The 12757-nt window shown below is 71.8% G+C and carries 9 protein-coding genes; 6 read left to right on the top strand and 3 right to left on the bottom strand.

From position 1 onward, the window contains the following. The first annotated feature begins 270 nt into the window (after positions 1-270). Positions 271-876: a winged helix-turn-helix domain-containing protein gene (locus ABZ865_RS05120; RefSeq protein ID WP_361223928.1), complete on the top strand. Its 606-nt coding sequence runs from the start codon at positions 271-273 to the stop codon at positions 874-876. Between the two features lie 13 nt (positions 877-889). Beyond that, positions 890-1636 (top strand): SRPBCC domain-containing protein, encoded by a 747-nt coding sequence (locus ABZ865_RS05125; RefSeq protein WP_361223931.1) that lies wholly within the window; start codon positions 890-892, stop codon positions 1634-1636. A 27-nt stretch (positions 1637-1663) separates the two neighbouring features. On the opposite strand, the gene ABZ865_RS05130 is transcribed toward ABZ865_RS05125, so the two are convergent. After that, positions 1664-3490, bottom strand: coding sequence for an endonuclease/exonuclease/phosphatase family protein (locus tag ABZ865_RS05130; RefSeq protein ID WP_361223934.1), 1827 nt, complete (start codon positions 3488-3490; stop codon positions 1664-1666). A 266-nt stretch (positions 3491-3756) separates the two neighbouring features. Here ABZ865_RS05130 and ABZ865_RS05135 point away from each other — a divergent pair, with 266 nt between their 5' ends. The 3 genes from ABZ865_RS05135 (at position 3757) to ABZ865_RS05145 (ending at position 9098) form a co-directional block, all read left to right on the top strand. After that, the gene (locus ABZ865_RS05135) at positions 3757-5223 is read left to right on the top strand and encodes a hypothetical protein (RefSeq protein WP_361223937.1); all 1467 of its coding nucleotides are present in this window, start codon (positions 3757-3759) and stop codon (positions 5221-5223) included. 328 nt (positions 5224-5551) lie between these two features. Beyond that, positions 5552-7015, top strand: a complete 1464-nt coding sequence (locus ABZ865_RS05140) for an alkaline phosphatase PhoX (RefSeq protein ID WP_361223940.1) — start codon at positions 5552-5554, stop codon at positions 7013-7015. Between the two features lie 499 nt (positions 7016-7514). After that, complete coding sequence (locus tag ABZ865_RS05145) at positions 7515-9098, top strand: TROVE domain-containing protein (protein WP_361223942.1); 1584 nt, start codon at positions 7515-7517, stop codon at positions 9096-9098. Positions 9099-9259: 161 nt separating this feature from the next. On the opposite strand, the gene ABZ865_RS05150 is transcribed toward ABZ865_RS05145, so the two are convergent. Next, positions 9260-10720: an MFS transporter gene (locus ABZ865_RS05150; RefSeq protein WP_361223945.1), complete on the bottom strand. Its 1461-nt coding sequence runs from the start codon at positions 10718-10720 to the stop codon at positions 9260-9262. 156 nt (positions 10721-10876) lie between these two features. Here ABZ865_RS05150 and ABZ865_RS05155 point away from each other — a divergent pair, with 156 nt between their 5' ends. Beyond that, positions 10877-11443, top strand: a complete 567-nt coding sequence (locus ABZ865_RS05155) for a helix-turn-helix domain-containing protein (RefSeq protein WP_361223948.1) — start codon at positions 10877-10879, stop codon at positions 11441-11443. Between the two features lie 83 nt (positions 11444-11526). Here ABZ865_RS05155 and ABZ865_RS05160 read toward each other — a convergent pair whose 3' ends face one another. After that, the gene (locus ABZ865_RS05160) at positions 11527-12699 is read right to left on the bottom strand and encodes a TerD family protein (protein ID WP_361223951.1); all 1173 of its coding nucleotides are present in this window, start codon (positions 12697-12699) and stop codon (positions 11527-11529) included. Positions 12700-12757: the final 58 nt, after the last annotated feature.

Genomic DNA, 12757 nt, shown 5'->3' on the forward strand with positions numbered 1-12757 from the left:
GCCGACCTCGGCCCGGCCTGCGACCTCGGCCTGCTCCGGCCGACCTCGGCCCGGCCTGCGACCTCGGCCTGCTCCGGCCGACCTCGGCTCCACCCGCCGACCTCGGCCCGCTCCGGCCGACCTCGGCTCCGCCTGCGACCTCGGCCCCGCTCCCGCCGGCCTCGGCCCGGCCTGCGACCTCGGCTCCACCCCCGACCTCGGCCCGTCCACCCACTCACCGAACATTTCACTCGCCTGGACAAAAAAAGTCTTCGGTGCGAGGGTGGACGCATGCTGGACGTGACCGTGATCGAGGATCCCGAGGCGGCGGCCGTATCGCTCGACCCGATACGGGCCAGGCTGCTCGCCGAGCTGGCCGCCGGCCCCGCGTCGGCCACGATGCTGGCCGGCAAGGTCGGACTGCCCCGGCAGAAGGTGAACTACCACCTCAAGGCGCTGGAGCGGCACGGCCTGGTCGAGCTGGCCGGGGAGCGCCGCAAGGGCAATGTCACCGAGCGGCTGATGCGCGCGACCGCCGCGTCGTACGTCATCTCGCCGGCCGCCCTCGCCCCCGTGCAGCCGGACCCGGACCGCTTCCGTGACCAGCTCTCGGCGCGCTGGCTGCTCGCGCTCGGCGCCCGCCTGGTGCGGGACGTCGGCGCGCTGATCACCGGCGCCGCCAGGGCCAGGCAGCGGCTGGCGACCTACGCCCTGGACGGCGAGGTCCGCTTCGCCTCCGCCGCCGACCGCGCGGCCTTCGTGCAGGAGCTGACGGCGGGCGTGAGCGCCCTGATCCGCAAGTACGACGCGCCGGACGCCGAGGACGGCCGCGACCACCGGATCGTCGTCGCCCTCCATCCCACGGTCAAGGACCGGCCCATCCCCCTCGACAGCTGAGCAGGAGCCCCTCATGCCCAAGGAACACAAGGAATTCGAGATCGTCCGCGAGTTCGAGGTCGACGTCCCGCCCGAGAAGGTCTGGGAGGCCGTCACCTCCGGTACCGGCGGTTATCTGTGGCCCATGGACCCGCCCGAGCCCCGGGTGGGCGGCCAGGGGCCGTTCGGATCCACCGTCACCGCCTGGGACCCGCCCCACCGCTACACCAACCGCACCGAGGACGTCGGCTTCCCGATCCAGTCGCTCAACCAGCTCGACTACACCATCGAGCCCCGCGACGAGGGCCGCCGCGCCTGGGTGCGCTACGTCCACAGCGGCATCTTCACCGACGACTGGAACAACCAGTACGACGGCGCCAGCAAGCACACCAACTTCTATCTGCACACCCTGTGCGAGTACCTCACGCACTTCGCGCCCAGCCCGGTCACCTTCGCCCAGTTGGAGGGGCCCGAGGTCTCGCGGACGCCGCGGGCGCTCGCCGCCGTCGGCCGAGCCCTCGGCCTGGCGGACGACACGGCCGCGGGCGCGAAGGTCGGCGTCCAGGGCCCCGGCGGGCGGACCCTGGAAGCCGTACTCGACTACCGCAACCCGTACTTCATCGGGCTGCGCACCGACAGCGCCCTCATCCGCTTCTTCGGACGCGGCCACTGGGGCGCGCCGCTCGGCATCAGCGTCCACGACTTCGCGCCTGACGCCGACGCCAAGGCGAACGAGAGCGCCTGGCAGGACTGGCTGAACGGCGTGTTCGGCCAGTCCTGAGGTGCCTTCACCGCCGGTACCGCCGGGTCACGGGCGGAACCGCAGCACCTGCGGGTCGTGGTCGGAGATCTGGTCGTTGAACTCCGAGTTGATGTGCACGCTGTCGTACTCGAAGTCGCAGCCGCGCCGGATCGCCGGGCTGACCAGGATCTGGTCCAGGACCTGCTGGTTGCCCTGGTAGTCGTAGGTGTAACGCTCGCTCCTCGGCAGCGACTTGATCGCCGACCACAGCTCGCCGTCACCCTCGAGGATCTGCGCGGTCTGGGAGAACTCGAAGTCGTTCATGTCGCCGAGCGCGATGACGTTCGCGTTCTTCTGCACGGACAGGATGTCCTTGACGAACGCGTTCACCTCGGTCGCCTGGGCGTGGCGCTGGATCTCCGAGCTGCGCACCGGCGGCTGGTACTGCGAGGGCAGACCCTGGTCGCCGCCCTTGGAGTTGAGGTGGTTGGCGATCACGATGACGGTCTTGCCGCGGAAGACGAACTCGCCGGCCAGCGGCTTGCGGCTGCTGTTCCAGGCCGCGTTGGCCGGGTCGATCCGGCCGGGCGAGAGGGTCAGCTGCGCCTTGCCGTTCACCTTGGTGACGCCGACGGCGGTGGTGGAGTCGCCGCCCGCGCGGTCCACGAAGGACACCCGCTCGGGGTTGAACAGGAACACCTGGCGGATGTTGCCGCCCGGCTGGCCGCCGTCCTGGTCGTTGACCGGGTTGATGGAGCGCCAGTCGTACTTCGGGCCGCCCGCCGCGACGATCGCGTCGATCAGCTTGTTCACGGTCTCGTTCGCGTCGACCGTGCCGTCGTCCTTGGCACCGTTGTTGTCCTGGATCTCCTCCAGGGACACGATGTCGGGCGACTGCAGGTTGTTCACGATCGCGGCGGCGTGCTGGTCGAAGGTGGCGTCCGTCGGGTCGAGGTTCTCGACGTTGTAGGTCGCCACCGCCAGCTCGCGGCTCGACTGCTTCTGCGTGGTCTCCCGCTCCAGGCCGCCGCTCTGCAGCGTGCCGAGCTTGCTCGCGACCAGGGTGTAGCCGCCGTACTGGTTGAAGTCCAGCGGGCCGGTGGTGGTGCCCTCCAGGGTGTCGCCGACGTTCGCCTTCGGGAAGTCGGCGGTGGAGCCCAGCGACTGGATCTGCAGCCGGCCGGTGTTCTGGGACTCGTAGGAGCCGTAGACCGTGCCGCCGCGGCGGTTGCGGTGCTCCCACGGCTTCACGGTGACCCACAGCTCGCTGTACGGGTCGGTGGCGGTGACCACACGGGTGTCCTCGACCTGGACGTTCATGCCCTCGAGGGACTCGTAGTAGTCCAGGGCGTAGGCCGACGGGTCCAGGGTCAGACCGTTGATCGAGCCGGCGGCGGCGGTGTCGCCCTCCGGGGCGTACTCGTCCGGCACCGCGTCCTCGTCGACGACGACCGGGGCCGGGACCGCGTTGCCGGTGGAGACGGTGGTGACGGTGGGCTTGGTGATCTCCGTCAGCGACTGGTTGCCGGAGGAGGCGCCGCCCGGGACGTACTCGGAGACCGTGCCGGTCACCTTGACGGAGTCGCCGACCGCGACCTTCGGCGTGGAGCTGGTGAAGACGAACACGCCCTCACTGGTGGCCGGGTTGTCGTCCGGGGTCGGGTCCTGGATCCAGAAGCCCTTGGAGGAGCCGTATGTGCGGGTGGCCGTGACGATGCCCGGCACATCGGTCACCTTCTGGCCCGCGAACGGCGATATTCGGGTGGTGCCCTGGATGTCGTGGACGCGCACCGATTCGGCGTGCGCGGGCGAGGTGAGGACGACGGTCGACGCGGCGGAACAGACAGCGGCGACGGTGAGCGCGGCGAGGCGCGCGGAAGACCTGCTCGGCAAGGGATTCCCTCCGGGGACGTACGTGAGCGCCGGGACGAGGGTGGAACGGGAGCGTGCGGGGCTCGTAGCCCTCTGTGACACGCGTAGAGCCGAGTGAACAGTTGTCCCCCCAACTTCTACGCGCGTCAATCTCCTGCCTGGGCCCGGGAGTTGTCAAGGTTTCGGCCATGTACGGGGGCTGACGAGGAGATGAACCGGGCGGCATGGGTGGAAATCCGTCTAGGCTGAGCGGCTGAGTCCTTTCACGGTCCGAGGAGAACCAGCCGATGTCAGACAGCTCCCCCCTGCCGCCCGTACGGCTGCACTCCGAAGCGGAGCTGGCGCGCGCCGCGCTGTCCACGCCGTTGCTCTCCCGGGCCGCCCGGCTCGCCCGCTGGGCCGGCCCCGAGACGCGGGTTGACGCCGGTGGCGGGCTGGTCGAGGAACAGCTGCCGGCCGCCGCCGGGATCCTCGGACTGAGCGGGGACGACGCGGCCGCCCTCGCCAGCGAGGCGTGGCGGGTGGCCGTGGACGCCGGGCTGGTGGAGATCACCGACGAGGAGGCCGGGACCGTGACGCCCGGCGAGGACCTGAAGCTGCTCACCGGCGGCTCCCCGCACGACGTGCTGACCGTCTGGCTCGCCGCCCTGGACACCGTCCTCGCGGACGCGAGCGTGCCCGACCTCGACGGCCTGGTCGACGCCATGGACGAGGGCGGCGACATCGATTTCTCGTCGCTCGACTGGGACCCCGAGGCCGAGGCCGAGTTCCTCGACGGCGTCCTCGGCAACCTCTACCTGCTCACCGTCAGTGAGGACGGCCCCGGCCACGGCCCGGTCCCGCTGCCCGCCCTCGCCGCCTCCATGATCGTCCCCAACGACATGGGCGAGCCCACCGACGACGTCCTGGAGCGGGTCTCCGACGCGATGATGCGCCTGGACGACCAGTTCCGGACGCTGGAGCCGGTCGGCCTGGTCGAGTACCAGCCCGTCGACGAGGCGCTCATGGCCGACACGGACGAGGAACCCGCCGCGCCGATGGGCGATCCCGCCGCGCAGCTGGACGACACCGCGCCGATGGACGACACCGACGTCTCCCGTTACGGCATGGTGCGGCTCACCCCGCTCGGCGCGTACGGGCTGCGGATGCGGCTGCTGGAGGCCGGGTTCGAGGCGCCCGCCGTCGGGGAACTCGCCGACAAGGGCGCGGACGCGCTGCTCGACGGCACCGCCCGCTTCGGGACGTCCGCCGCGCGGGCCGAGACCGAGCAGTGGCTGTCGCGGCGTGAACCCCTCGCCGCCGCACGGGAGTTGCTGGCCGCCGCGCGCGGCGCCGACGCCGGCGCGCCGCTGCGCCGGCTGCGCTGCCAGCAGGCCCTGTCCCTGGTCGGCCCGGAGGCCGAGCCGGCGCTGCGGGAGGTCCTCGACGATCCGGAACTCGGCGGGCTCGCCCGGGTGTGGCTGAGCGAGCGGGGTGCCTCCGGCGTGCCCGCGCCGACGCAGGAGCTGGTGTTCTGGCTGACCATCGACACGGTCGCCGCGCAGCTGGCCGCCGAGGGCAACTCGGAGGAGCTGCAGGCGCTGGTGGAGGGGCTGGCCGAGCAGCACAGCGGGTTCTTCGCGGCGGCGTGGCGGGTGGAGCATCCGGCCACCGCGGAGGTGCTGGAGGCGATGGGGCGGCTGCATCCGGACAAGAAGGTGGCGAAGGAGGCGCGGAAGGCTGCGTTCAAGGCGCGGTCGCAGCAAGGGGGGTGAGCGGCGCGGGGGGTTGAGCGGTGCCGGGGGTTGAGCGGCGCGGGGGCTCGGGGGTCGCGGGGCTGGGCGGCGCGTGAGTCGTGGTCGGTTCGGCACCGGCGGAGCGCGCCGTCGTGGCTGAGCGCCGTTGCGGGGAAAACAAGTGAGTGTCGGTCCTGGCGCATGGTCCGTGTTTTGGGCGGCCATGGGGCTGTGCATGCGGGTTCATGGAACAAGGGGCTCTGAAGTAGCCCGGCGTTCAACTCGCGTTCAAAACCCGGCGGGAGTGTGAGCGCCGCAACGAGGCCTTGCCACCCTCCACGGCTCGACCACCGTCACAGGAGACACCATGTCGCTCACCCGCAGGGACTTCGCCAGAAAATCCGCGATCACCGGTGCCGGTGTCGCGCTGGCGGGCAGCGTCGGCGCCCTGGCCACCGCACCCAACGCCCTGGCCGCCACGGACATCGAGGGCGCGGACATCGAGAGCGCGGAGGGCGAGTCGGCGTACGCGCACCACGGCGTCGGCTACGGCCCGCTCGTCCCCGACCCGGACGGCATTCTCGCCCTGCCCGCCGGCTTCTCGTACCGGATCGTGACGTACAGCGGCAGGACCAAGCTGGAGTCGGGCGAGTTCACGCCCTCCAACCACGACGGCACCTCCACCTTCGAGGGCCCCCGCGGCGCCACCCTCCTCGTCAACAACCACGAGCTGAGGGGCCCGCGCGCCAACTGGAAGTACCCGGTGCCGCTCACCGAGGGCCTCGTCTACGACCCCGCCGCCTCCGGTGGCTGCACGGTCGTCGAGGTACGCCGCGACGACGTCGCCGAGTGGGTCGGCATCGCCGGCACCTCCACCAACTGCGCGGGCGGCAACACCCCGTGGGGCACCTGGCTGACCTGCGAGGAGACCGAGGACAAGGCCGGCCAGAACGGCATGACCAAGGACCACGGCTACGTCTTCGAGGTCGACCCCGAGGACCGCCGGGCCAACCGCGACCCCAAGCCGATCAAGGCGCTCGGCCGCTACGCCCACGAGGCCGTCGTCGTCGATCCCAAGCGCGGTCATCTGTACCTCACCGAGGACGCGGCCGGTCCCAACGGCCTGCTCTACCGCTGGACCCCGCCGGAGGACTTCTGCCACGGCCGCGGCAAGCTGCGCACCCTCGCCGACGACGCCGGCGTCCTGCAGGCCTTCAAGTGCTTCGACTCCGGCGGCAAGTTCGTCGACGACCTCTCCCGCGCCACGAAGATCGGCACCGTGTACGGCGTCGACTGGGTGGACGTCCCCGACCGTGACGCCAAGACCGTGTCCGTGCGCAAGCAGTTCGCCGACGGCCAGGTCACCCGCGCCCGCAAGCTCGAGGGCATGTGGTGGGGCGACGGCGGCACCTACATCGTCTCCTCCTTCGCCCGCACCGAGAGCCCCGTCCAGCACGACGGCGCCGTCTGGTTCTACGACCCCAAGCGCCGCACCCTGACCCTCAAGGTCCTCCTCGGCGTCAACCAGGACCCCTCCGCCGACAACGGCAACTTCGACGGCCCCGACAACATCACCGTCTCCCCGTACGGCGGCCTGGTCATCGCCGAGGACGGCGAGGGCGTCCAGCACCTGTTCGGCGCCACCGAGAGCGGCCGCACCTACCCGATCGCCCGCAACGACCTGAACATCGGCACCGCGGAGAAGCCGGAGTTCAGCGAGTTCACCGGCGTCACCTTCTCGCCCGACGGCCGGACCCTCTTCGCCAACATCCAGGAGCCGGGCATCATGCTCGCCATCACCGGCCCGTGGAAGCGGCAGAAGCGCGGCTGACCTCCGCGCCGGAATTAATTCGCTCGCCCGTCCCGCGGCTCCCCGCCTAGAGTGATCCACGTCCAGGTGCGACAGGCAGGACCTACTTCCGCTCATAACGGGGAGGCCGCGGGTTCGAGTCCCGCCACCGGCACAACAGGCCGGTGTAGCTCAGGGGTTAGAGCACCAACACGTCGGTTCCGCCGACCTCGATCTCTGGACACCGAAAACTTCACGCACCTCCCGGTGCGAAGGCAGCGGCTACTTCTTTCCCAAAGAAAATCCCCGCCGCTGCCCACTTGATCTCGGGAGGCGTGGCACATGGTGGGTGTCCGGTGCGCAGGCAGCGGTTACTTCTTTCGGATCAGAAGGTTGCGGGTTCGACTCCCGTCATCGACCTGGGGTCGAGGTAGCTCAGCGGATAGAGCGTCTGACTAGTCCGTCGCCGACTCCCGATCTCGGACACCCTCCATTTGCCGCGCCTCCCTCCGAAACAGAAACGAATTCGGGGGAATTCACCATGGCGCGATTCAACACGCGGGCCGCCAAGGCGCAGTCGACCTCGCCCGTCACCACCACCGGCCGGACCCTGCGGACCCACGAGGGCGGCCGGGGCCACGAGCGGGACGCGCGCTCGGAACTTTTCTTGCTCGCCGTCTCCAACTTCGTGTCGCAGGACACCTTTTACGAGAAGAGCGGCGACCGCGACGACCGCTTCGCCCGCCTCGTCCGCGACCTCGCCGTCGCCGACCCGGAGTGGACGGCCGGACTGCTCGGCTGGCTGCGGGGCGAGGGCAACATGCGGACGGCGTCGATCGTCGGCGCCGCCGAGTACGTGGGCGCCCGGCTGGCCGCCGGGGCCACCGACGGCCCGTCCAACCGGCAGGTCGTGGACTCCGTTCTCCAGCGCCCGGACGAGCCCGGCGAGCTGCTCGCCTACTGGACGTCGACCTACGGCCGCGCGATCCCCAAGCCCGTCAAGCGGGGCGTCGCCGACGCCGTACGACGGCTGTATCACGGCAAGTCGTTGCTCAAGTACGACACCGCGTCCAAGGGTTACCGCTTCGGCGACATCCTGAACCTGGTGCACGCGGCGCCGGACCCGGACAAGCCGTGGCAGGGCGAGCTGTTCCGGTACGCCCTCGACCGGCGGCACAACCCCGACACCGCCGTGCCGCCCGCGGCGCTCCCGGTGCTCACCGCGCACCGCGAGCTGATGGCGCTGCCGGTCGCCGAGCGGCGGGCGGTCGTCACCGCGCCGGGCGGTGCCGAGCGGCTGGCGGCGGCCGGCGTCACGTGGGAGGCGCTGGCGGGCTGGCTGCAGGGGCCGATGGACAAGGCGGCCTGGGAGGCCGTGATCCCGTCCATGGGCGCCATGGCGCTCGTCCGCAACCTGCGGAACTTCGACGAGGCGGGCGTCTCGGACGAGGTCGCCGCCCAGGTCGCGGCGCGGATCAGCGACCCGGAGCAGGTGGCGCGGTCGCGGCAGTTCCCCTTCCGCTACCTGGCCGCCTACCAGCACGCGCCCTCGCTGCGCTGGTCCTACCCGCTGGAGCGGGCGCTCGGCCACTCGCTGGCCAACGTGCCCGCGCTGCCGGGCCGCACGCTCGTGCTCGTGGACCGCTCGGGCTCGATGTTCTGGTCGCAGCTGTCCGAGCGCTCGCAGCTCAACCGGGCCGACGCGGCGGCGATCTTCGGCACCGCGCTCGCGCTCCGGGCGGCGGACGCCGACCTCGTCCAGTTCGGCTCGACCAGCGCGAAAGTGGAGTTCCGCACGGGCGAGTCGGTGCTGAGGATCCTGGAGCGCTTCGGCGACCTGGGCGGCACCGACACCACCGAGGCGGTGCGCCGGCACTACAAGAAGCACGACCGGGTGCTGATCGTCACCGACGAGCAGTACGCCCCGCACCGGCACGGCGACCCGACCGCCCAGATCCCGGCCGACGTGCCCGTCTACACCTGGAACCTGGAGGGCTACCGGGCGGGTCACGGCCCGTCGGGCACGGGGAACCGGCACACCTTCGGCGGGCTCTCGGACTCGGCCTTCCGGATGGTGCCCCTGATCGAGTCCGCTCGGAACGCCGCGTGGCCGTGGCAGTCCTGAGCCGCACGGCCTGACCCGCGCGGCCTGACCCGCACGGCTTGACCCGCGCGGCCTGAGCCGCGCGGTCGGCCCGGGCCGGCTCTGATCGTGGCCCGCACTTCACACGGGGGGTGCGGGCCACGCCCGCGCCCGACCCCGGGGGACGGCCCGGGCCGGGGCGCCTACTGCGCGCGTGCCCGGGCGGGCGCGCGTCGGCCGGTGATCACCGTGGCGGCCACGGCCAGTGCGGCCAGGGCGATCAGCGAGCCCACGCCGAACGCGCGTGCCGCCCCGTGGGTGAGGACGGCGTCCGGTGATCCGGTGGTGTGCCGGGCCGCCGTGCCGTACACCGTGACCAGGACGGACAGGCCGACCGTGCCGCCCAGCCACTGCAGGGTCTGCAGCAGGCCGGAGGCGGCGCCCGCCTCGCGGGGCGCGACGGCGGACAGGATCGTCGCGTTGAGCGGCATGAAGCTCAGGCCGACGCCCAGGCCCAACAGCAGCAGCGGACCGAGCAGTCCGCCCGCGTAGCCGTCCCCGGCCCGCAGCCGCCACAGCCACCCGGCACCCGCGGCGACCAGTGCCATGCCCGTCAGCAGCACCGGCTTGGCGCCGAACCGGGCCAGCAGGCGCGGCACCAGCCGTACGGTCGTGAACATCACGAGGGTCATCGGCAGGAAGGCGAAGCCCGCGCGCAACGGGCTGTAGTCCAGGACTTGTTGGCAGAACAGGGTGAGGAAGTAGAAGGCGCCGAACATCCCGGCGGGCAGCAGCAGGATGCTCGCGTAGCCGCCGGCCCGGTTCCGGTCGGCGAACAGGCGCAGCGGCATGACCGGTTGCTCGGCCCGGGACTCGACCAGGGCGAAGCCGGCCAGCAGGGCGGCCGCGGCCGTGAAGCCGAGCAGAGCCCGGGTGTCGCTCCAGCCGGCCTCCGAGACCCGGATGAACGCGTAGACCAGCGAGGTCGTTCCGGCCGTCCCGGTCAGCGCGCCCGCGAGGTCGAAGCGGCCCGCGTGCCGAGGGGTCTCGGCGACGAAGCGGGGCAGCGCGAGGACGAGGGCGAGGCCGATGGGTACGTTGATGAGCAGGGCCCAGCGCCAGGAGGCCCAGGAGGTGAGCAGACCGCCCAGGACCAGGCCGACCGAGCCGCCGATGCCGGCCATGGAGGAGTAGACGCTCAGCGCGTGGTGGCGGCGGGGGCCCTCCGGGAAGCCGGTGGTGATCAGGGCGAGGGTGCTGGGGGCGATCAGGGCGGCGCCGAGGCCCTGGAGCGCGCGGGCCGCGAGCAGCCAGCCGCCGTCGCCGGCGAGTCCGCCGAGCAGGGAGGACAGGGCGAACAGCAGGGCGCCGGCGGTGAGGGTGCGGCGGCGGCCGACGATGTCGCCGATCCGCCCGCCGAGGAGCAGCAGGCCACCGAAGGCGAGGGTGTACGCGTTCAGTACCCAGGACAGGCCGGTGCGGCTGAACCGCAGGTCCTGGGCGATGTCGGGCAGCGCGACGTTGACGACGGTGGAGTCGACGCCGACCATCAGGTAGGCGGTGACGATGACGAGGAGGGTGATGCCGAGCCGCGCGGGAGGCGAGGGCGCGGAGCCGGCGTCGGTCGTGGTGGACGGTACGGACGGGCTGGACGGGGTGGACATTGCGTTCTCCCGGTCTGGGCGGTCCCCGGACATGACGGCGCACACGGCGGCGCATGCGGGCGGGCCCGCGGAGTACGACGGCGATAAGCGGGGACTGTCTCCGTTTAGTGCTCGATAAAATACGGAGAGAGTCCCCGGTTCGCAAGGAGTTACTGGATGACGCAGGTCAGGCCCATGCGCGCGGACGCTCGGCGCAACTACGAGCGATTGCTGAAGGCGGCGGCGGAGGCCTTCGCCGAGCATGGGGAGAACGCGTCACTCGACGACATCGCCAAACGGGCGGGCGTCGGCTCGGGCACGCTCTACCGGCACTTCCCGACGCGGCAGGCGCTGCTGGAGGCCGCGTACGTGGACCGGATCGAGGCGCTGGGGGTGCGGGGCGACGAGCTGGCGAAGGAGCTGCCGCCGGGGGAGGCGCTGAGTGAGTGGCTGAACGAGCTGTGCGTCGCCACGATCCAGGTGCGCGGGATGAAGTCCCTGCTGGGCTCGGCGGTCACGGACGGCAGCTCGGCCGCGCTGACGGCCTGCGGCAGCGTGGTGAAGGGCGCGGCGACCCGGCTGGTCGAGGCCGCGCAGGCGGAGGGCAGCCTGCGGGCCGACCTGGAACCGATCGAGGTGCTACGGCTGGCCCACGGGGTGGCGACGGCTTCGGAACTGGCGAACGGGCAGGGCAAGCAGATCCGCCGCTACCTGGCGCTGCTGACGGAGGGCCTGCGGCCCTAGGGGCGGATCCGCGTGTGCCGGCGCCGCAGTTCCCCAGGGGCGCGGGGAACTGCGCGACCGGCCCACGGCCATCCGCACCCGGCTTACAGAGCCCTCGCCCCCGGTTCCACCATGTTCCGTACCGTCCGTGCCTTGACGAAGTCGCCCAGGGCCGTCATCTCCCACTCGCCGGAGTACTGGCGGATCAGTTTGGCCATCATGACGCCGGTCTGGGGTTCGGCGTTGGTGAGGTCGAAGCGGACGAGTTCCTCGCCGGTGGCCGCGTCCAGGAGGCGGCAGTAGGCCTTGGCGACCTCGGTGAACTTCTGGCCGGAGAAGGAGTTGACGGTGAAGACGAGGCCGGTGACGTCCTGCGGGAGCCGGCCGAGGTCGACCGTGATCACCTCGTCGTCGCCGCCGCCCTCGCCGGTGAGGTTGTCACCGGAGTGCCGGATCGCGCCGTTCAGGATCGTCAGCTTGCCGAAGTAGCAGCTGTCGATGTGGTTGCGCTGCGGGCCGTAGGCGACGACCGAGGCGTCCAGGTCGATGTCCTTGCCGCGGAACGCGGGCTCCCAGCCGAGGCCCATCTGCACCAGCGAGAGCAGCGGGCGGCCGCCCTTGACCAGGGACACGGTCTGGTTCTTCTGCAGGCTGACCCGGCCCTTGTCCAGGTTGATCTTCCCGGGAGCCGCGGCGGGCGGGGCCGGGGGAGCCGGGGGAGCCGACACCGCAGGGGCCGACGCGGCCACCGGCTGCTGGGGCGGGGCCGCGGGCGTCGCGGCCGGCTCCTCCACCGTGACGCCGAAGTCGGTGGCGATGCCCGCCAGCCCGTTGGCGTACCCCTGGCCGACGGCGCGGGCCTTCCACTGGCCGCCCCTGCGGTAGATCTCCACGACCACCAGCGCGGTCTCGGTGCCGAGCTGCGGCGGTGTGAACGTGGCCAGGGGCGAGCCGCCGTCCGCGTCGCGGATCGTGGCCGTCGGCTCGATGCCCTGGAAGGTCTGCCCCGCCGCGTCCGGGCTGGCGGTGACCACGATCTTCTCGATGTCCGGCGGCACGGCGGCGGTGTCGACCGTGATCGCGTCGGGCGCGGCACCGCCGCCGGAGCGGTAGGTCACGCCGGGGCCGGCCGGCTGGTTGTAGAAGATGAAGTCGTCGTCGGAGCGCACCTTGCCGTCGGCGGTGAGCAGCAGGCCCGACACGTCGAGCCGGACCGGCGCGGCGACGTCCACCGTCACGCGGGTGGCCGACAGAGGGATGTTCGAGCCAGGGGTCATAGCTGTCATGCCGGGTGAACGAACGACACCACTTTGCCGTTCCCTTACCGACCCCCCG

Source organism: Streptomyces sp. NPDC047085 (assembly GCF_040643735.1).
GTDB lineage: Bacteria > Actinomycetota > Actinomycetes > Streptomycetales > Streptomycetaceae > Streptomyces.

What these genes read in the sequence shown, in the direction of transcription:
- ABZ865_RS05150 (WP_361223945.1), bottom strand. Translation starts at nt 10,720, where the DNA reads ATGTCCACCCCGTCCAGCCCGTCCGTACCGTCCACCACGACCGACGCC.
- ABZ865_RS05155 (WP_361223948.1), top strand. Translation starts at nt 10,877, where the DNA reads ATGACGCAGGTCAGGCCCATGCGCGCGGACGCTCGGCGCAACTACGAG.
- ABZ865_RS05160 (WP_361223951.1), bottom strand. Translation starts at nt 12,699, where the DNA reads ATGACCCCTGGCTCGAACATCCCTCTGTCGGCCACCCGCGTGACGGTG.
- ABZ865_RS05135 (WP_361223937.1), top strand. Translation starts at nt 3,757, where the DNA reads ATGTCAGACAGCTCCCCCCTGCCGCCCGTACGGCTGCACTCCGAAGCG.
- ABZ865_RS05120 (WP_361223928.1), top strand. Translation starts at nt 271, where the DNA reads ATGCTGGACGTGACCGTGATCGAGGATCCCGAGGCGGCGGCCGTATCG.
- ABZ865_RS05145 (WP_361223942.1), top strand. Translation starts at nt 7,515, where the DNA reads ATGGCGCGATTCAACACGCGGGCCGCCAAGGCGCAGTCGACCTCGCCC.
- ABZ865_RS05125 (WP_361223931.1), top strand. Translation starts at nt 890, where the DNA reads ATGCCCAAGGAACACAAGGAATTCGAGATCGTCCGCGAGTTCGAGGTC.
- ABZ865_RS05140 (WP_361223940.1), top strand. Translation starts at nt 5,552, where the DNA reads ATGTCGCTCACCCGCAGGGACTTCGCCAGAAAATCCGCGATCACCGGT.